The following is a 21,240-nucleotide window of genomic DNA, read 5'->3' on the forward strand; positions in this document are numbered from 1 at the left end:
ATTTAAACAATCACAAATGGTGATTCACAGGCGTATAAAGCAAATACAATCACCATGTTTTATATCCTGCACTATCCGTTCAGATGAATATCTTTTCCTTTAATATCTACAGGACCGGTAGCCTCAAATAGAAACTCCGTCCCCCGTATTATTATCTTTCCTGTTTTCTCCAGTTTTATGGAACAAGTCCCGCTCTCTCCCTGCCCACAAATTAGCTCAATACTGTCCCCAGATATGATATTTGTACCATGCTCAACTTTCAGTTCGTAATTATCACCTATTTTAATACTCTGTTTTTTGACGACTTCTTCGGTATCAGTTCCCGTCACCTTGCTTGTCTGGTTGTTATTTACAACCTTGTGCCGGTCATTTTTTATCGTGAGATGCTGATCGTTCGCTACCGTCACTTTCTGGTCATGACCACCTTCCTTTTTGCTCCCCACATTCACCGTCTGGCCCAACCCCACCGTTATCTTCTGGTCGTTACCAATGGTCTCCGTGTGGTCAGCCTTCACATCCGTCGTCCGATTATTCAGCACCTCCGTATCCATGTTCTTCTGCGCGTGGATATAGACCTGTTCACCGCCCGTGGCGTCTTCAAACCGCAGTTCATTAAAGCCGCTTCCTTTATAGGTCTTCGACCGTATCGTCATCTGCGTCTTCGTCCCCGGCAGGCTCCCCGGCGAACGGTTGTCCTCATGGTACGTCCGCCCCATGATTATCGGCTGGTCCGGGTCCCCGTTCAGGAAGTCAACAATCACCTCCTGGCCCACGCGCGGTATCGCCAGGTTACCAAACCCCGGCCCCGCCCACGCCTGTGACACCCTCACCCAGCACGAACTCGCCTCCGTTGCCGGGTTATACCTGTCCCAGTGAAACTTCACCCGTACCCGGCCATGTTCATCACAGAAGATTTCCTCTCCCGCAGGCCCGGTGACAATGGCGCTCTGTGGCCCGTCCACCTTCGGTTTGCTTTGCAGCCGTGGACGCCACGTCCGGTCCGCCGGTATCACCTCTAACTGATTTCCCAGCGTGGTTCCTCTCCCCTGGCTGCCGTGAAGCGCCTGCGGCTGGTCTCCTGACAGAATGCTCTGTACCACCTGCCATTCACGGTTCAGCATCTTCTGCGGATGCCCCGTCAGCGTAAACCACGTCCCCGGCCACAGCTTCGGCGAATTACTCTGCCCTGTGGCCTTTTCCGCATCACTGCGCAGGCTCTCCATCCGGTACAGCGTGAAATCCTTGCCGTGCTGTTCATCCTTGTACCTTCCCGGATAATCAAATATTTCATACTGTTCAAGCTGTCCGTTCAGGCTCTCACCCTGCTGCTCATACATCCCCGGCCAGTCCGGCACCTTAAACGTGTAATCCTGGCTCTGCACCGATGACGGGCGGACATGCGCCTCATAACGGAACATACTGACACACTCCGTCTCCGCTCCTGCCGATGTGTCCGGGTTAAACGGAAGCTCCCCCGCCTGTGACAGCCCCGCCACATCGTCGCACAGCGTCAGCTTCTGCTCCGGACTGTCCGCCGCAAACCGCTCAAAGAAGAAAATCCCCTCCTCCGCCCACAGCCGCGCCAGAAACGCCAGGTCCGACTCCCCGTACTGCACACAGAACTCCCGCGCCGGATGGTCCTCATAAAACAGCGGCGTCCACTCTGTGACGCCGTTCTCGTTCAGTAATGTGGCCGATATCGTCCGGATATCCTGCTGCTGGAAGATACGGAAGTTCCGCCGCAGCCCGCACCGCCATAACGGCGGCTCAATACGCAGGTGATAACGCATCTGCCAGCCGTTGTTCTCCTGCATGCCAAAGCCCGCCACCACGCCGGTGACATAACGCAGCGGGATGACACCCTGCCAGATAGTCAGCGTTGCGTTCTTCTCCAGCAGCATCTCCGCCGTCTGCATAAAAGAATCGCTGGCGACATCCACACTCATCACAAACGGATAAGACTGGTTCTGGATTAACCGGAAATTCACCACTGCAAAGGTGTCCGGCTCCTGGCCGTCAACCTCCAGCGTAAAGCGAAGACCTTTTAAGGACATAATGACCTCCCTGATTCATTCACGGACCAAATGATTCCCACCATGCAGCAAAGGGTGCCAGTGCAGCGTTACACTCATCTTTACATTTTCAGGTACGCTACCGCCCGGGTTTCCGGCATCCACCATCTCCCTCATGAAAGCGTAACTCCTTACTGACACTCATTTTTTACACGTACAAAAACAACATCCTGCACGGAGGCAGGATGTTGTTGACTCAGATTTATGCTTCCAGCGGTGCACGCCAGTCATCGGCACCAGAAGTACCGGATTTGATGTGCTCCCACTCAACCTTACGGTAGGCCAGTGATACTGCGAGCAATTGCGTAAACTCACGCTGTGCAGGGTCCTGGCAGTGCGGCATATGCAGGTTCATGTCCACAATCGTCGCGTCAGTAAGACGTGTGGTGAAGTAGTGCTCCTGCTTGCCTTCAACAGAGGTACGCCACCAGTGCAGCTCCACTTTCGGCAGCATTTCACCGGAGGCCAGCGCGTTGTACAGCAGCGGAACGGCTTTGTTCAGCGCCACGGTGAAAATGAACGGTTTGTGAGCACGCTGCCCGGAAGGCTGACCAGACTGCGGATCGGTTGGAACAGTAACGTTATGCAGAAACTCCTGCACCAGCATTTCATCTTCGTGTCCCTGCACGTAGATATTGCCGACAGAATCTGCGGTGAAAGCACCGGCAGTGATGTTCCCCTGGGTCTGACCTGTAATTGAAATGTAACATGGGGTTGGCATTTATGAACTCCTTGTGAAATTATCAACTGCTGTTTTACGAACAACCCGTCGTTAATCCCCGACAGGTTAGAGTGTGATGCGGCTCACATCAGGAACCACACCCTTTTCTTTATTCGAGTTACAGGCACACGTAATTAGCACCTACCGAAAAACTCTTTTATGGTGTTTAAATATATTTTTAGTCAATTTCAGAACACGATTACATAAGCTAAAAATATATCAACATCAACAGTAGAATTATCCATAACGTATCCTTACCCCCATAAAAACCTACAATTTCTTCAAAAATCAATCATTACAACACTTACTTCACAATCGTTCCGGCACGCAATTAAGATATTCCTTAAAGGAATTTCTTATGATGTATTTCTAGCAATTAATTAATTTATTTATAAAACCATACATAAAACTTATTAATCAACTTAATAAACACATATAAATCAATGCATTATGTAACTTTATTAGCCGTAAAATCATATTCACTAAGTCTATAAATACCAAATTGATTTAACTCTTATGTATTAATAATGAAGGATACATCTCTTTCAAAAATATAAATAGTTCTTTTAATGTTTTATTTCATGAGTGGAATACCGATCACAACAGAAGGAAGGTTACATTATCTAACTGCCACTGAAACGGTATTGTCGGTATTTGTATGCAGTACGAAAATGCTGTGCTCATGGCCTGAACGGGAACATTTTTATGAGCAAAATGAACAACAATGGCGGCAGTGTCGCGCCGAAAGAAAGAATCAGCGTTCGGTATACACCAAAAGTTGATGGGGTGGCTGCTGATATCGAATTGCCGCTGAATTTATTGATCACCGGCAATCTGAAAGGGAAACCAGATAACACGCCGTTGGATGAGCGAACTGCCATTGCTATCAACCGCTATAACCTCAACGCAGTCATTTCAGAAGCTGACATTGAACGGGAGTTTGTTGTTCCGGCTGAACTCAGTGACGCTCCCAATGAGCAAATGTACGTCAACCTGAAAGTCAAATCTATGGATGACCTTTCTCCTGACCATATTGCCAGCCAGGTACCAGAAATAAAACGTCTGCTCGAATTGCGTGAAGCCCTAGTCGCACTTAAGTCTCCACTAGGCAATATTCCAGCCTTCCGCGCACAACTTCAGGCGCTACTGGAAAACGAAGACACCCGCGAGCAGCTGATCCAGGAACTGGGTATCGCCGTTCAGAAATAATTTTCACAGAAGGATATTCAGTATGTCAGTAAAGGAAGAAATTGCTCCCGTCAGCGCGTCTCAAACCGCCGCGCCCCCATCTCTGCTTGATGAAATCATGGCGCAAACCCGCGTCCAGCCTAAATCAGAAAGCTACGATATCACCCGCCAGGGCGTGAGCGCCTTTATTGCCGCCATGTTACAGGGCGACAGTAGCGCTGAACCTATCAATATCCTGGCCGTTGACGCCATGATTGCTGATATTGATGCCCGAACCAGCAGGCAGATGGATGCCATTATTCATGCCCCGGAGTTTCAGGAACTGGAATCCCTGCTGCGCTCGCTGAAGCTGCTGGTTGAACGCGCGGATACACGGGAAAACATCAAAGTCCATTTCCTGAATGTCACTCAGGAAGAACTGCTGGATGATTTCGAATTTGCACCTGAAATCACGCAGTCTGCGTATTACAAGCATGTATATTCAAGCGGTTACGGACAATTTGGCGGTGAGCCAGTGGCGGCGGTAATCGGCAACTTTGCCTTTAAGAACACCACGCCGGATATGAAGCTGCTGAAATATATCAGCCAGGTCAGCGCGATGGCGCACAGCCCGTTCCTGTCGTCAGTATCATCCGAATTTTTCGGTCTGGATTCATGGACAGAGTTACCGGGGATCAAAGAACCGGGTGCCATCTTTGAAGGCCCGGCCTACTCCCGCTGGCGCGCCCTGCGTGAATCGGAAGATTCCCGTTACCTGGGCCTGACCGCCCCCCGGTTCCTGCTGCGCCACCCTTACTCACCGGATGAAAACCCTGTCAAAACCTTCCGTTACCATGAAGATGTCAGCCAGAGTCATGAGTCTTATCTGTGGGGGAATACCTCGTTTTTACTGGCCGCCAACCTGGCGGAAAGTTTTGCTAAGTATCGCTGGTGCCCAAATATTATTGGCCCTTCCAGCGGCGGCGCAGTCAAAGACCTCCCGGTGCATCTGTATGAATCCATGGGGCAAATGCAGGCAAAAATTCCGACTGAAGTGTTGATCACTGACCGGAGAGAGTATGAGCTGGCGGAAGAGGGCTTTATCACACTGACCATGCGTAAAGGGTCTGATAATGCGTGCTTTTTCTCGGCCAACTCGGTGCAGAAACCCAAAACATTCCCCAAAACCCCCGAAGGCAAGGCTGCGGAGACCAACTATAAACTCGGCACCCAGCTGCCATACTTGTTTGTTATCAGCAGGTTAGCGCATTACATCAAGGTAATTCAGCGCGAACAGCTTGGCTCATGGAAAGAACGTAGTGACCTGGAGCGTGAGCTGAACACCTGGATTCGCCAGTATGTTGCTGACCAGGAAAATCCGCCTGCCGAAGTCCGCAGCCACCGGCCTTTGCGTCAGGCTAAGATCGAGGTACTGGATGTGGATGGTGAGCCGGGCTGGTACCAGGTCGCGATTTCTGTCAGACCGCATTTTAAATACATGGGTGCCAGTTTCGACCTGAGCCTGGTCGGACGACTGGATAAGGAATAATCCGATGCTAAGACGGGATTCAGGACCAACCGGCAGTCTTTTTGAACGTATCCGTGAGGCGGCAAATCCGCCTTCATATCAGAATCCAAAAGAAGCACTGATACGTTCCATCAGACGTAACCTGCGACAGGTCCTGAATACCCGCTCCGGCAGTTGTTATGGTTCACCGGAGCTGGGGATTACTGATTTAAATGATGAATCGCTGGCCTCCAGCGATTTCAGACGAGAAATCCGTAAGTCCATTAGCCAGTGCATTTTACATTACGAACCTCGTATTACCGATGTTGTTGTTACGGCTGCTGCACCGGATGAATACGCCCCTGTGGAACTGTGTTTTCATATTGTGGCTACGGTCGATGTCAGCGAAACCAGGGGAGTGTTTGAATTTGACATTTTTCTGGACAACCATCAACGCTATTGTGTGGAGTGATCTCTGTGGCTTTTGAAGAACGTTACTACCGCGAAGAGCTGGATTATCTTCGCCAGCTAGGCAAACTGCTGGCGCAGGAAAAACCACATCTGGCCCACTTTCTGGCCGAGAAAGAGGGTGATCCGGACGTGGAGCGTCTGATGGAAGCCTTTGCCTTTATGTCCGGTAGCCTGCGCCAGAAACTTGAGGACGAATTCCCCGAGTTCACCCATGGGCTGATCCGTATGCTGTGGGCAAACTATTTACGCCCGGTTCCGGCCATGACGGTTATTGCCTATGAACCCAAAACCGATCAGTTAAAAGTCCCTGTTCAGGTCTGTCGTAATGAACTGATCAGAAGCCGCTCAGAAAAGTCCTCCCTGACTGCTCAGAAGGTGCTGCCTGACAATCATGATAAAATCGTTTCTTCCGTAGCCTGCCATTTCACGCTGGCGCGCGATATCTGGCTGCAACCACTGCGCATTCTCGATACCCGCAACGCCAGCAGCCTGAAAGAAGGCATCATAGATATCAGTTTTACCGCAGATAACAATGTCTCCCCCGCCATGCTTGACCTGAACAAAATCACGTTCTGGCTGGGTAATGAAGACGATTATACCCGACACCAGCTTTATCTGTGGTTTTGCGAATGCCTGATGGATGCGGAACTGATTGCCGGAGAGTACCGCCTGCCGCTGCCGGATCTGTGGCTGGAGGCGGCGGGTTTTGACAACCGGGATGCTCTGCTGCCGTGGCCGAAAAATGTCCACAGCGGCTACCGCGTGCTTCAGGAGTATTTCTGCTATCCCGAAGCCTTCTTCTTTTTCCATCTGCGCGATGTTGCGCCGCTACCAGACGATTTCCCGATCAATGCGTTTACGCTGCGCCTGCACTTTAACCGCCCGTTACCTGCCGACATCAAGCTGCGCCAGGATTCGCTGCGTCTGCACTGTACGCCAGCCATTAACCTGTTTACGCATTATGCGGAACCCGTCAGGCCGGATGGGCGGATGGCGGAATACCCGCTGCGCGCCAGCCATAAGCATCCGGACGCCTATGACATTTTTCAGGTCAGCACAGTCACCAGTAAAGTCAAAGTTTCAGGTACTGAAATCAGCCCAGGTAGCCAGGCGCGTGTCTGGCCCGAATTTGAAAGCTTCCAGCACCAGATGGAGTACAGCCGCCAGCGAGAAGTCGTCTACTGGCATCACCGGACTAAAACGTCCCTGCTTCACCACGGGCTTGAACACTCTATCGCCTTTGTCCATGCAGACGGTAGCATTCCGGGCAGCTCACGGTTTAACGATGACGTGATCACCACGTCATTAATCTGTACCAACCGTATGATCCCTGCCCGGCTGCATACCGGTGATATCTGCGTGGCCGTCAACAAAAATCCGGCAGTGGCCTCATTTCGTAATGTCACGCGCCCGACACTGCCGCTCTGGCCAGTCACGGACGGCGACATGCACTGGTCGCTGATTTCCGCGATGAACCTGAACTACCTCTCCCTGCTGGACAGGGAGACACTGATCCAGATCCTGCGGACCTTCGACCTGCCAGGTGCTCACCATCCGCAGCGGGCCAGACTGTCACGCCAGAAACTGGATGCCATAGAAAAACTCGAAACCAAACCTGTTGACAGGTTGTTTAAAGGCGTACCGGTTCGCGGGCTGGCGACCACGCTGTGGATACGTCCCGATCCGTTTATCTGCGAAGGTGAAATTTATCTTCTGGGTACCGTGCTCTCGCACTTCTTTGCCCTCTACGCCAGCATCAATTCGTACCACTGTCTGAAAATCATTAACACGGAAAGTCAGGAGTCCTGGGAATGGCAGGAGAAAATGGGCCAGCACGCCCTGATATAGCGACAAAACCGCCGTTACCGGCGGATGTGCGCAACTGCAATTTCTATGTGCTGATGGAGGCGCTGTACCGTCGGCATGGCGCGCCGGGCCAGGACATTTCCCTGCGTACCGAGCCTGCCCGGGAGATCGTGCGTTTCAGCTCTGACGCCAGTATCAGTTTTCCGGGTACGGACCTGAGTGCGCTTTCCCGTAGCCAGAACGGACAGTATGTACTGCAAACCCGGTTCCTGGGTTTTTCCGGCAGCCAGTCGCCGCTACCGGGCTATTATCTGGATCAGATGGCGCAGGAGTCCGCACAGAACGAAGACGGCCTGAAAGAATTTCTCGATCTATTCAGCCACCGCTGGACACAGTTTGCCTATCATGCCTGGCGCAAATACCGCTACTACATCTGCTTTCGTAGCGGCGGTACTGACACCTTTTCACAGCGCATGTACGCACTGGTCGGGCTGGGTAATCAGAGCGTGCGTGACAGGCTTGCCATTAACCACAGCAAAATGCTGGCCTACGCCGGAATTCTGGCAACACCAGGCCGCGCGCCGGAGGTTATCTGTAATCTGGTGTCGCACTGTTTTGATTTGCCGGATGTCACCATTGAACGCTGGCAACTGCGTAAAGTCGCCATTGATCCGGCACACCAGAACCGGCTGGGTGTACGTAATCCGAAAGGAAAAACGGCTGGACATATTCCGGGACGCTCCATACTCGGCGTTAATTTTACCCTCGGCGCACGGGTGCCGGATCGCAGCGGAAAATTCCTGTTGCAGATTGGCGGCCTGTCGCGGGAGCGTTATCTCTCATTTTTACCCGATGGCGAAAATCACCTGCCGCTGACCATGTTCCTTTCCTTTATTCTGCGCGACCAGTTTGCCTGGGATTTACGGCTGTGCCTGGCGCCACAGCAGGCTAAAGGGATGCGCCTTAGCGATCCGGCCAGCTCCCGCCTCGGCAGAACCAGCTTTATTGGTCAGCCGAAAGTACCGCCCGCCATCACAATCCGAATCAGGGAATAATTCTATGGAACCACTTATGGCTGAGGAAAAACAGCAATCCCGCCAGGCCTCACTGACTTTACAGGTGATGAATGGCAACGAACTGGAAAGCGGACGCGCCGCAAAATGCCTGTTCAGCGAAAACGGCGGTGATATTGGCCATACGCCGGAATGTCACTGGCAGGTACAGGACCGGGCGGGAAGCATTGCTGCGCGTGCCTGTACCGTTATCCGGCACGACGGAGCCTATTGCCTGCGGTGCCTGACGCCGGGACTGATGATTAATCTGGCCCCGGCCTCTTCCGATGCGCTCATCCGCCTGCGCCAGGGGGATGAGATCCAGCTCGGCGCACTGGCGCTGAAAGTGTTTCTGCATGACGGTGCAGCTGTTACCTATGACGAGCGGATGGCGACCCCGGAAACGATTGTAATGAACCGCGACAGTCTGGCGGACACCCTGCTGACCACCGAGGGACAACCGGCGTATCCGGGAATGCCGTTCCAGCATCAGCTTGCCCCCACGGTGGCGCACGGTTTTTCCAGCGATCCGCTCCAGGCACTCCAGACGGAAAGCCTGATGGTGGCAGATGATCCGATCGCCCCACGCGTTTCCCGGCCCGTAGCCCCCGCATCCGATCTGACAGGTGCAAACGGGATCAACACGCCGTTTATGGATCTGCCGCCCGGCAATGCCCGTCATGAGGACGGCGATGAATTTTCTGCCATGGCGCAGTACCACCTGGCCGTAACCCCGCTGCTGCGCGGTATGGAGTGTCCGCTGACGCTGCACAATTCTCAGGATGCGGATGAGTTTCTCGAAGAGGCCGGACGGGCGTTGCAGGCCGCCATTAAGGGATTGCTGAGTCTGCAACAACAACAGAACAGCCTGTCGGATAAACACCTGCGTCCACTAGAAGACAACCCGTTGCGCCTTGATATGGACTATGCCACCGCGCTGAACGTCATGTTCGCCGAGGGTAAAAGCCCGGTACATCTCGCAGCACCTGCGGCCATCGCCGAAAGCCTGCGCAACATCCGGCATCATGAAGAGGCTAACCGGGCGGCGATTGTGGAAGCGTTGCGTGTCATGCTGGACGCCTTTTCGCCGGGCAACCTGATGCGCCGCTTTGCGCAATACCGCCGCAGCCATGAACTGCGCCAGAAAATGGACGACGCCTGGGCATGGCAGATGTACAGCAACTATTACGATGAGCTGGCCTCCAGCCGACAGCAGGGATTTGAAATGCTGTTCAATGAAGTTTATGCCCAGGTCTATGACCGGGTGCTGCGCGAAAAACAGCGGGAGCCGGAAGCATGAACGGCAAAGCGTTTCTGGCCTGCGTTCTGATGAGCGTCGTATTAACTGGCTGTGAAACAGCGAAAAAAATCAGCCAGGTGATCCGCAATCCGGATATTCAGGTCGGAAAGCTGATGGATCAGTCAACCGAGCTGACCGTCACGCTGCTGACCGAGCCGGACAGCAACCTGACGGCGGATGGCGAAGCCGCGCCGGTGGATGTCCAGTTGGTTTATCTGAGCGACGACTCAAAATTCCATGCCGCCGACTACGACCAGGTTGCCACCACCGCGCTGCCCGACGTGCTGGGGAAAAACTATATCGATCACCAGGACTTCAACCTGTTGCCGGATACCGTAAAAACACTGCCGCCGATCAAGTTGGATGAGAAAACCGGTTATATCGGTGTCATTGCCTATTTTTCAGACGACCAGGCCACAGAATGGAAACAAATTGAGTCGGTAGAAAGTATCGGCCACCACTATCGCCTGCTGGTGCATATCCGCGCCAGTGCGATTGAGATGAAAAAAGAGGAAAACTGACGATGGCAACAATGAAAAACAAAGTGATCTGGCAGGAAGGGCTGTTTGCCCTGCCGCAGCATTTTCAGCAACAGCAGCGTCACTGCGAGTACCTGCTGACCCGTCGTCTGGATGCACTGGGTGATTTTTTCTGGGGTTTTACGGAACTCTCCATCAATACAGAACTGCTTGCCCAGGGCAAAATCATGATTGACCGTGCGGCGGGCTGTATGCCTGACGGCACCGTATTCAGCATTCCCGACCAGGATCTGCTGCCGGAACCTTTCCAGCCGGGAACCCTTTCATCGAAAGAGAGCCACAATATTTATCTGGCGCTGCCGGTGATAAGCGACGTGATCAATGAAATCCAGGGGTTGCACAGCGCCGGTCAGGGTACGGAGCGTTACCGCCTCACCCATACCCGCGTCCGTGATTTTCACACTGACGAAGGCGACGAACAGCCAGTCGGTCTGGGGCAGTTGATCCCCAGGATAGTCAGCGGCGCAGATGATCTCAGCGCGATGGTGACTCTCCCCCTGTGCCGTATCCTCAATAAAAATGCCACCGGCGCGCTGGTGCTGGACAACACCTTTATTCCCACCATTCAGGCCGTCCGTGTCAGCGGGTTGCTCGGGGCATTCTCCGGCGAGGTGCAGGGACTGCTTGCCACCCGCGCCGCTGACCTGGCCGGGCGCATTGGTTCGCCTGAACAGAGCGGGATCGCCGATGTGGCCGAATTTATGATGTTGCAGATGCTTAACCGCTATCAAATGCAGTTCACGCATCGTTCCCAACTGCACACGCTGCATCCGGAAGCCTTCTACCGGGATCTGGTGGGGCTGCTGGGAGAACTGATGACCTTTACCGAAGGTAATCGCCTGCCCTGCACCGTGGAGCCGTATAATCACCGGGATCTTACCGCGACCTTCACCAGAACCGTGATCCCGGAACTGCGGCGCGCGCTCAATACCGTACTGGTGCCGCGTGCGCAGAATCTGCCGTTGTTCTTTTCAGAGGGGACCTGGATCGCCACCATCAACGATCCCACATTGTTGCAGTCCTGCAAGCTGGTACTGGCAGTGCGCGCCAGGATGCCCTACGACCAGGTACAACGCCAGTTCATCCAGCAGTCGAAAGTGGCCGCTACCGACAAAATCCGCAGCGTGGTCAGCGTGCAGGTGCCGGGTATTCCGCTGCACACGCTTACCGCTGCGCCACGTCAGTTGCCATACCACGAAGGTTATGTTTACTTCGAACTGGAAAAAGGCACCCCGGCCTGGCAGGACGTGATAAAAGCGGGCGCACTGGCGCTGCATATCTCCGGCAGCTTCCCCGATCTGAACCTCCAGCTCTGGGCTATAAGGGGATAAGTGAATGAGCGATATGAGTGAAGCGTCGGTTTTTCCCGTGGAGCCGGAGAGCGGAACACCAGGACGCCAGTACCGTCTCGCCCTTCGCGGCAACAGCCTGAATCCAATGATTGACGCCGCCACGCCGTTGCTCGGCATGGTGATGCGTCTGTCCACTATGAACAGTCAGGCCATGCCGGAACATCTGTTTACCCAGGTAGTAACCGATGTCCAGGCCGTAGAGCAACTACTCCAGGAACAGGGATACGAACCGGGCGTCATTGTTTCGTTCCGTTACATTCTCTGCACGTTTATTGATGAAGCGGCGCTGGGCAACGGCTGGTCCAACAAAAACGAATGGATCAAACAGTCGCTGCTGGTTCATTTTCATAACGAAGCCTGGGGCGGCGAGAAAGTGTTTATCCTGCTCGAACGCCTGATCCGGGAGCCGGTACGTTACCAGGATCTGCTGGAATTTTTATACCTCTGTTTTTCGCTCGGCTTTCGCGGGCGCTACAAGGTTGCCATTCAGCAACAGGATGAATTTGAGCGGATCTACCAGCGCCTGCACCATGCCCTGCACAAACTGCGCGGTGACGCGCCATTTCCGCTACTTCATCAGAAGAACAACATACAGGGTGGGCGTTATCAGTTAATCCGACGACTGACCATCAAGCATGTACTGTGCGGCGGTCTTGTTGTGCTGACCGTATTTTATCTGTTTTATCTGCTGCGTCTGGACAGCCAGACACAGGATATTCTGCATCAGCTCAATAAATTACTCCGATAAGGACATCTTATGATCCAGATTGATTTAGCCACGCTCGTAAAGCGGCTTAACCCCTTTGCAAAACAGGCGCTGGAAATGGCTGCCTCGGAGTGTATGAGCCAGCAGGCCAGTGAGATCACCGTTGCCCATGTGCTGTTACAGATGCTGGCAATCCCGCGCAACGACGTAAGGGTGATTGCCGAACGCACAGGCATCAGTGCGGAGGATTTACGCCAGGCGCTGACCGTGGAGAGTTATCCCGGTGGACGTTCCGCCGAAGGCTATCCCAGCTTCTCCCCGATGCTGATCGAATGGCTCAAGGAGTCATGGCTGCTGGCCTCAGCCCAGATGCAGCACAGCGAACTGCGCAGCGGCGTCCTGCTGCTTACTCTGCTGCATTCACCGCTGCGCTATATTCCACCCGCTGCTGCCCGTCTGCTGACGGCCATAAACCGCGACCAGTTACAGCAGGATTTCGCAGCATGGACAAAAGAATCCGCCGAATCCGTGGATCTGGCTGGCGGGCAAACGCCCCGCGCAACGGAAACCGGCGACACCCTGCTTGCCCGCTACGCCAAAAACATGACCGCAGACGCCCGTAACGGCAGGCTTGACCTGGTACTGTGCCGCAACTATGAAATCGACCTGATGATCGACATTCTCTGCCGCCGCCGTAAAAACAATCCGGTGGTAGTGGGCGAAGCAGGCGTGGGTAAAAGCGCGCTGATTGAAGGGCTGGCGCTGCGCATCGTGGCAGGCCAGGTGCCGGACAAGCTGAAAAACACCGATATCATGACCCTTGACCTGGGCGCATTGCAGGCCGGTGCGTCGGTGAAAGGTGAGTTTGAAAAACGCTTCAAGGGGCTGATGGCGGAGGTCATTTTCTCCCCGGTGCCGGTCATTCTGTTTATCGACGAAGCACATACCCTGATTGGCGCGGGCAACCAGCAGGGCGGGCTGGATATATCCAACCTGCTCAAACCAGCGCTGGCGCGCGGCGAGCTGAAAACCATCGCCGCCACCACCTGGAGCGAGTACAAAAAATATTTCGAGAAAGATGCAGCTTTGTCGCGCCGCTTCCAGTTAGTGAAGGTCAGCGAACCCAACGCTGCCGAAGCCACCATTATTCTGCGCGGTTTGTCGGCGGTCTATGAACAATCTCACGGCGTGCTGATTGATGATGACGCCTTGCAGGCCGCTGCGACACTGAGCGAGCGTTATCTCTCCGGGCGTCAGTTGCCGGACAAAGCCATTGATGTGCTGGACACCGCCTGCGCCCGTGTGGCCATCAACCTGTCATCGCCGCCAAAACAAATCTCGGCACTGACCACCCTGAGCCACCAGCAGGAGGCAGAAATTCGCCAGCTTGAGCGCGAGCTTCGCATCGGGCTGCGTACCGACACCTCACGAATGACTGAGGTGTTGGAGCAGTATGATGAAACGCTGTCGGCGCTGGACGAACTGGAAGTCGCCTGGCAGCAGCAGACGCTGGTACAGGAAATTATCGCGCTGCGCCAGCAGTTACTGGGCGTGGCAGAAGACGACGTTGCGTCGTTGCCGGACGCAGATGCCGTGGAGGATACGCCGCCAGAGGCAGAACAGGATAGTACCGATGCCGAATCGGCTGATGATGCAGGCAGCGTACAGCCGGAAGAGACCGCTGAAACAGTTTCCCCGGTACAACGGCTGGCACAACTCACTGCCGAACTGGACGCCCTGCATAACGACCAGTTGCTGGTTTCCCCGCATGTCGATAAAAAACAGATTGCAGCGGTGATTGCTGAATGGACCGGCGTGCCGCTTAACCGCCTGTCACAGAATGAGATGTCGGTCATCACCGACCTGCCGGTATGGCTCGGCGGCACCATCAAGGGCCAGGACCTGGCGATTGCCAGCCTGCATAAACACCTGCTGACCGCACGCGCCGACCTGCGCCGTCCGGGACGCCCGCTTGGTGCGTTCCTGCTGGCTGGCCCCAGCGGCGTGGGTAAAACCGAAACCGTCCTGCAACTGGCGGAACTGCTCTATGGCGGACGTCAATACCTGACCACCATCAATATGTCTGAGTTCCAGGAGAAACACACCGTTTCGCGGCTGATTGGCTCTCCTCCGGGTTATGTCGGCTACGGTGAAGGCGGCGTACTGACCGAAGCGATTCGCCAGAAACCGTACTCGGTGGTGCTGCTCGATGAAGTAGAAAAAGCGCACCCGGATGTACTCAACCTGTTCTACCAGGCGTTTGACAAGGGCGAGATGGCAGACGGTGAAGGCCGCCTGATTGACTGTAAAAATATCGTTTTCTTCCTGACCTCCAACCTTGGCTACCAGGTGATTGTCGAACACGCCGATGACCCGGAAACCATGCAGGAAGCCCTCTATCCGGTGCTGGCGGACTTCTTTAAACCTGCTCTGCTGGCGCGCATGGAAGTGGTGCCTTACCTACCGCTGTCGAAAGAGACGCTCGCTACCATTATTGCCGGGAAACTGGCCCGCCTGGATAACGTGCTGCGCAGCCGCTTTGGCGCGGACGTGATTATTGGGCCGGAAGTGACGGACGAAATCATGAGCCGCGTCACCCGCGCGGAAAACGGCGCGAGGATGCTGGAATCGGTTATCGACGGCGACATGCTGCCGCCGCTCTCGCTGCTGCTGTTGCAGAAAATGGCGGCCAACACGGCGATTGCCCGGATTCGCCTGTCGGCGGCAGACGGTGCGTTCACGGCAGATGTGGAAGATGCGCTGCCTGATGATGCCGTGACACCGCAAACAGAGGACGAAACGGTTTTATGAGCAGGTTGTGCGTTTTCCGGCAGACAGGATGGTTTATCGCGGGCCTGATGGCGGGCTTACCCGCCAGTGCCGCGCCCACAGAAACATCGTCAGTGGCCGGTGTGGCGGTAGCTGTCGCCACAGCGACACCGCCGGATGCGACAGCCACGTTACAGGCCATGCAGTCCTGCCGCCAGGAGACGGCGGCGCTGGAGCGGCTTGACTGTTATGACCGCATTCTTGCGCCGGAACAGGCTGGCTTTGGTGGTGCCGCACTGGTGAAAGCTCGTTACCAAGGTGAAGCCTGGGCCCGCGCGACAGAACAGGAAAAACGCCGCCAGGGCAACACCACGGAGCTGCTGGTAACGCAAGTACCGGGTGAACGCCCGACGGTGGTGATAACCACCCCGGCTATCGGCCATGTTCCGCCACGCCCGGTGCTGATGTTCAGTTGCGTGGACAATATCACCCGGATGCAGGTGGCGCTGATGCACCCTCTGGATGTCCATGATATCGCCGTCACCCTGAATGCCGACAGCCGGGCATTGCGCAGCCACTGGTTTGTGCGCGAGAACGGCACCCTGCTGGAGTCCAGCCGGGGGTTATCCGGTATCGATGAAATTAAGCAACTGTTCGGCGCAAAAACGCTGACGGTGGATACCGGCACAGACAACGCCGCCGGAAAGCTGACCTTTAACATTGACGGGCTGGCACGGGTTATTGCGCCGCTACGCGACGCCTGCCACTGGGCGGGAGAATAAGAATATGGCAATGGACTTACGTAATCCCGATGTATGGCTTGCACACCTGCTGGAAAACCTGCCAGAAGATAAGCTGTCCGCCGCGCTTGATGATGGCAATGCAGACTGGGAGTTTGTCGACAGCGAAATCGTCAAGCTCGGTTCACTGGCGCACAGCCAGCTTGATATCCCGGAACTTCAGCGCCGGGGCCTGATGCTTCTGGCCTCAGAAACCAAAGATTTTCGCCTGCTGGCCCACTTGCTGCGTACCCTGCAACATGCCGGTGATATTCTGCTGGCCTCCAGGATGCTGGCACAATATACAGAGCACTACTGGACATGCGCCGCACCGCAGAACATGGCCCACAAAAAACGCTTTGCCGCCCAGGTGATAAAACGCTTTGAGTCTGCCGTTCAGGACTTTGCCGGGAATGCTGCGACAATACAGCGCGATGCTTTGCTGGGAGAGCTGGCAAAACTGGCACAGTGCTGGCAGGCGCACAACGCGTCTGAGCTGGCAAAGGCGACAGACGATTTATTTTCCCTGTTTCAGCGCGCGTTTCGTGATGTAGCGCCTGAAATGACATCATCTGCACGAAGCGCCGCCATTGCGCCGCAGGCCACGACCGGATATGTACCGGATATGTCACCGCACACGGTTGCCGCTCAGCCTCCTGTTGCAGCCACTCCAATCCCGCAGGTCACCGTTGAAAACCACGACGATAAAGCATGGCGCGACACCCTGCTAAAGGTGGCCGCCATTCTCTGTGAGCGCCAGCCGGAGTCACCGCAGGGTTACCGACTGCGCCGCCATGCGCTGTGGCAAACCATCACCAGTACCCCGCAGGCAGAAAGCGATGGCCGGACCCCACTGGCAGCCTTCCCTGTCGATATGATGGATGATTACCTGGCGCGGCTGAACAATGCCGACATGGCGCTGTGGCAGCAGGTGGAAAAAAGCCTGCTGCTGGCCCCGTACTGGCTGGACGGTCATTACCTCTCAGCACAGACCGCGCTGCGCCTCGGTTATAAACAGGTGGCGGATGCTATCCGTGATGAAGTTACCGATTTTCTGGCCCGCCTGCCCGCACTGATCAACCTGTTGTTTAACGACCGCACTCCGTTTGTGTCCGAACAGACGAAACAGTGGCTGGCATCATCCGGCTCAGTCAACCAGACCGTCCCGGTTGTACAGACCGATGAAGAATTACAGGCGGCCAAGGCGTGCTTCGATGAAAACGGGCTGGAAGCCGCGCTGCGGTACCTGGAAAACCTGCCCGAAGGTGATCCCCGCCACCAGTTTCACCGCCAGTTTTTCGGCGCGCAGTTACTGGAAGAGGCCGGTATGGTTCAGCTTGCACAACAGCAGTACCGGATGCTCTTCAGAACAGGATTACACATGATGCTATCCGAATGGGAGCCTTCCCTGCTGAAAGCACTGGAACAAAAACTCACGGCAGAACAGTAAAAGATAACAAGGAGTTACTGTGTTCAAATTTCCCACATCCCGACTGTTCAGCACGTTGAAATCTGCGCTCAGGCCAGCGATGCCGCGGTTTAAAGTTTCCGCCACCTGGCTACTGACGCTGGCATGGATTTTTCTGCTGGTGTGGATCTGGTGGCAGGGTCCAAAATGGACGCTCTATGAGCAGCACTGGCTGGCTCCGCTGGCAAACCGCTGGCTGGCGACCGCCGTCTGGGGACTTATCGCTCTGGTCTGGCTCACCTGGCGGGTGATGAAGCGTCTGCAAAAGCTGGAAAAACAGCAGAAACAGCAGCGGGAGGAAGAAAAAGATCCGTTGACCGTGGAACTCCACCGCCAGCAGCAATATCTGGATCACTGGCTGCTGCGCCTGCGCCGCCATCTGGATAACCGCCGTTATCTGTGGCAGTTGCCGTGGTATATGGTCATTGGTCCTGCGGGTAGCGGCAAAAGCACGCTGCTGCGCGAGGGCTTTCCGTCTGACATTGTTTACACGCCGGAAAGCATCCGGGGTGTGGAATACCACCCGCTGATCACACCGCGAGTGGGCAACCAGGCGGTAATTTTCGATGTTGACGGCGTACTGACCACTCCCGGCGGGGATGATCTGCTCCGCCGCCGCCTGCGCGAACACTGGCTGGGCTGGCTGATGCAAACGCGCGCTCGCCAGCCGCTCAACGGTCTTATCCTGACGCTCGATCTTCCCGATCTGCTGACGGCGGATAAATCCCGCCGTGAGACACTGGTACAAAATTTGCGCCAGCAACTTCAGGAGATCCGTCAGAGCCTGCACTGCCGTCTGCCCGTTTACGTGGTGCTGACACGGCTGGATCTGCTGAACGGCTTTGCCGCGCTGTTCCATTCACTGGATAAAAAAGACCGCGATGCGATCCTCGGCGTCACATTTACCCGCCGCGCCCATGAAAGTGACGGCTGGCGCAGCGAACTGGGGGCTTTCTGGCAGACGTGGGTACAACAGGTGAACCTGGCGCTGTCGGATCTGGTGCTCGCACAAACCGGTGCTGCTCCCCGCAGCGCTGTGTTCAGCTTCTCCCGTCAGATGCAGGGAACAGGAGAAATCGTCACCGCACTGCTCGCCGCATTGCTGGACGGTGAGAACATGGATGTAATGCTGCGTGGCGTCTGGCTCACATCCTCGCTACAGCGTGGCCAGGTGGATGATATTTTCACGCAGTCCGCCGCCCGCCAGTACGGACTGGGTAACAGCTCGCTGGCAACCTGGCCTCTGGTGGAGACGACGCCGTATTTTACTCGCCGCCTCTTCCCGGAAGTCCTGCTGGCTGAGCCGAACCTGGCGGGTGAAAACAGCGTCTGGCTGAACAGCTCCCGGCGCAGGCTGACCGCCTTTTCCACCTGTGGCGCGGCACTGGCGGCATTGATGGTCGGAAGCTGGCACCATTATTACAATCAGAACTGGCAGTCTGGCGTTAACGTACTGGCACAAGCTAAAGCCTTTATGGACGTACCACCACCGCAGGGAACGGATGAATTCGGCAATCTGCAATTGCCATTGCTTAACCCGGTACGCGATGCCACCCTGGCCTATGGTGATTATCGCGATCACGGTTTTCTGGCGGATATGGGATTGTACCAGGGCGCCCGCGTAGGGCCGTATGTGGAGCAAACCTACATTCAGCTTCTTGAGCAGCGTTATCTCCCCTCGTTAATGAACGGCCTGATCCGGGATCTAAACATTGCCCCGCCAGAGAGCGAAGAAAAGCTCGCTGTGCTGCGCGTAGTGCGCATGATGGAAGACAAAAGTGGGCGCAACAACGAGGCGGTAAAACAGTACATGGCACGGCGCTGGAGCAATGAATTTCACGGCCAGCGCGATATTCAGGCGCAACTGATGGTGCATCTGGACTATGCGCTGGAGCACACCGACTGGCACGCGCAGCGCCAAAGCAGCGACAGCGATGCTGTCAGCCGCTGGACCCCCTATGATAAACCGATCATTAATGCGCAGCAGGAACTGAGCAAGCTGCCCATATACCAGCGTGTCTACCAGACCCTGCGCACCAAAGCATTAAGCGTGTTGCCCGCCGATTTGAATTTGCGCGACCAGGTTGGTCCCACCTTCGACAACGTGTTCGTCGCCGGTAATGATGAAAAACTGGTGATCCCGCAGTTCCTCACCCGCTATGGACTGCAAAGCTATTTTGTCAAACAGCGTGAGGGCCTCGTTGAGCTGACCGCGCTGGATTCGTGGGTACTGAACCTGACGCAAAGCGTCGCCTACAGCGAGGCCGACCGTGAAGAGATCCAGCGCCATATCACCGAACAGTACATCAGTGACTATACCGCCACCTGGCGTGCCGGAATGGATAACCTCAACGTCCGTGACTATGAGGCCATGTCGGCGCTGACCGACGCGCTGGAGCAGATTATCAGCGGCGATCAGCCATTCCAGCGTGCGCTGACGGCGCTGCGCGATAATACCCACGCGCTGACGCTCTCCGGCAAACTGGATGATAAGGCGAGGGAAGCGGCGATAAATGAGATGGATTACCGCCTGTTATCCCGGCTGGGGCATGAGTTCGCACCGGAAAACAGCGCACTGGAGGAGCAAAAGGACAAGGCGAGTACGCTACAGGCCGTGTACCAGCAACTGACCGAGCTGCACCGTTACCTGCTGGCGATCCAGAACTCGCCAGTGCCGGGGAAATCGGCGCTGAAAGCAGTACAGCTACGGCTGGATCAAAACAGCAGCGATCCAATCTTCGCCACCCGTCAGATGGCAAAAACCCTGCCTGCGCCTCTTAACCGCTGGGTAGGTAAGCTCGCGGATCAGGCCTGGCATGTGGTGATGGTGGAAGCCGTTCGTTACATGGAAGTGGACTGGCGCGACAATGTAGTGAAACCCTTCAACGAGCAGCTTGCCGATAACTATCCGTTTAATCCGCGCGCCACACAGGATGCCTCACTGGATTCGTTTGAACGTTTCTTTAAACCGGATGGCATTCTGGACAATTTCTACAAGAACAACCTGCGCCTGTTCCTTGAAAACGATCTGACCTTTGGCGACGACGGCAGAGTGTTAATCCGTGAAGATATCCGGCAGCAACTGGATACCGCGCAGAAAATCCGCGACATCTTCTTCAGCCAGCAGAACGGGCTGGGCGCACAGTTTGCCGTGGAAACCGTATCGCTTTCCGGCAATAAGCGGCGCAGCGTACTTAACCTGGACGGCCAGTTAGTGGACTACAGCCAGGGACGCAACTACACCGCCCATCTGGTCTGGCCGAACAACATGCGTGAAGGCAATGAAAGCAAGCTGACGCTGATTGGCACCAGCGGCAGAGCACCGCGCAGTATCGCGTTCAGTGGACCGTGGGCGCAGTTCCGCCTGTTCGGCGCGGGCCAGTTGACCAATGTGACCAGTGACACCTTTAACGTGCGCTTTAACGTGGACGGCGGCGCAATGGTTTACCAGGTGCATGTGGATACCGAAGATAACCCGTTCACCGGCGGTCTGTTCAGCCTGTTCCGTTTACCGGATACGTTGTATTAAGG

Annotated in this window: 15 protein-coding genes; 13 read left to right on the top strand and 2 right to left on the bottom strand. The window is 55.3% G+C overall.

The genetic code is table 11. The features are described 5' to 3' along the window. Positions 1–71: 71 nt before the first annotated feature. Positions 72–2,054, bottom strand: a complete 1,983-nt coding sequence (locus EAS44_RS19420) for a type VI secretion system Vgr family protein (protein WP_000053636.1) — start codon at positions 2,052–2,054, stop codon at positions 72–74. Between the two features lie 220 nt (positions 2,055–2,274). Next, positions 2,275–2,793, bottom strand: a complete 519-nt coding sequence (locus tag EAS44_RS19425; RefSeq protein WP_001142963.1) for an Hcp family type VI secretion system effector — start codon at positions 2,791–2,793, stop codon at positions 2,275–2,277. A 705-nt stretch (positions 2,794–3,498) separates the two neighbouring features. On the opposite strand from EAS44_RS19425, the gene tssB reads away from it, so the two are divergent. The 13 genes from tssB (at position 3,499) to tssM (ending at position 21,238) form a co-directional block, all read left to right on the top strand. Further along, on the top strand, positions 3,499–4,002 hold the full coding sequence (tssB, locus tag EAS44_RS19430) for a type VI secretion system contractile sheath small subunit (RefSeq protein ID WP_000041480.1): 504 nt from the start codon (positions 3,499–3,501) through the stop codon (positions 4,000–4,002). A gap of 22 nt (positions 4,003–4,024) precedes the next feature. Next, complete coding sequence (gene tssC / locus EAS44_RS19435) at positions 4,025–5,509, top strand: type VI secretion system contractile sheath large subunit (protein ID WP_000111582.1); 1,485 nt, start codon at positions 4,025–4,027, stop codon at positions 5,507–5,509. 4 nt (positions 5,510–5,513) lie between these two features. Next, positions 5,514–5,939: a type VI secretion system baseplate subunit TssE gene (gene tssE / locus EAS44_RS19440; protein WP_000946067.1), complete on the top strand. Its 426-nt coding sequence runs from the start codon at positions 5,514–5,516 to the stop codon at positions 5,937–5,939. 5 nt (positions 5,940–5,944) lie between these two features. After that, positions 5,945–7,786 carry a type VI secretion system baseplate subunit TssF gene (gene tssF / locus EAS44_RS19445; RefSeq protein WP_000863402.1) on the top strand — a complete coding sequence of 614 codons (1,842 nt, stop codon included), beginning with the start codon at positions 5,945–5,947 and terminating at the stop codon, positions 7,784–7,786. Next, entirely contained in the window at positions 7,750–8,799 is a 1,050-nt protein-coding gene (tssG, locus tag EAS44_RS19450) for a type VI secretion system baseplate subunit TssG (RefSeq protein ID WP_000896714.1), read from the top strand. Before tssF ends, tssG begins: the two co-directional genes overlap by 37 nt. A gap of 16 nt (positions 8,800–8,815) precedes the next feature. After that, the gene (gene tagH / locus EAS44_RS19455) at positions 8,816–10,096 is read left to right on the top strand and encodes a type VI secretion system-associated FHA domain protein TagH (RefSeq protein WP_001362877.1); all 1,281 of its coding nucleotides are present in this window, start codon (positions 8,816–8,818) and stop codon (positions 10,094–10,096) included. Further along, positions 10,093–10,617: a type VI secretion system lipoprotein TssJ gene (gene tssJ / locus EAS44_RS19460; RefSeq protein WP_001013423.1), complete on the top strand. Its 525-nt coding sequence runs from the start codon at positions 10,093–10,095 to the stop codon at positions 10,615–10,617. The genes tagH and tssJ overlap by 4 nt, the downstream gene beginning before the upstream one ends. Before the next feature lie 2 nt (positions 10,618–10,619). Then, positions 10,620–11,966, top strand: coding sequence for a type VI secretion system baseplate subunit TssK (tssK, locus tag EAS44_RS19465; RefSeq protein WP_000224516.1), 1,347 nt, complete (start codon positions 10,620–10,622; stop codon positions 11,964–11,966). Positions 11,967–11,979: 13 nt separating this feature from the next. Further along, on the top strand, positions 11,980–12,735 hold the full coding sequence (gene icmH, locus EAS44_RS19470) for a type IVB secretion system protein IcmH/DotU (RefSeq protein WP_042005018.1): 756 nt from the start codon (positions 11,980–11,982) through the stop codon (positions 12,733–12,735). A 9-nt stretch (positions 12,736–12,744) separates the two neighbouring features. Next, on the top strand, positions 12,745–15,504 hold the full coding sequence (gene tssH / locus EAS44_RS19475; RefSeq protein WP_000614305.1) for a type VI secretion system ATPase TssH: 2,760 nt from the start codon (positions 12,745–12,747) through the stop codon (positions 15,502–15,504). Then, entirely contained in the window at positions 15,501–16,244 is a 744-nt protein-coding gene (gene vasI, locus EAS44_RS19480; RefSeq protein ID WP_000088600.1) for a type VI secretion system-associated protein VasI, read from the top strand. The genes tssH and vasI overlap by 4 nt, the downstream gene beginning before the upstream one ends. 4 nt (positions 16,245–16,248) lie before the next feature. Then, positions 16,249–17,691 (top strand): type VI secretion system protein TssA, encoded by a 1,443-nt coding sequence (gene tssA / locus EAS44_RS19485; RefSeq protein WP_001331530.1) that lies wholly within the window; start codon positions 16,249–16,251, stop codon positions 17,689–17,691. A 79-nt stretch (positions 17,692–17,770) separates the two neighbouring features. Next, positions 17,771–21,238, top strand: coding sequence for a type VI secretion system membrane subunit TssM (gene tssM, locus EAS44_RS19490; protein ID WP_001331531.1), 3,468 nt, complete (start codon positions 17,771–17,773; stop codon positions 21,236–21,238). Positions 21,239–21,240: the final 2 nt, after the last annotated feature.

The organism is Escherichia coli DSM 30083 = JCM 1649 = ATCC 11775, assembly GCF_003697165.2.
Lineage (GTDB): Bacteria > Pseudomonadota > Gammaproteobacteria > Enterobacterales > Enterobacteriaceae > Escherichia > Escherichia coli.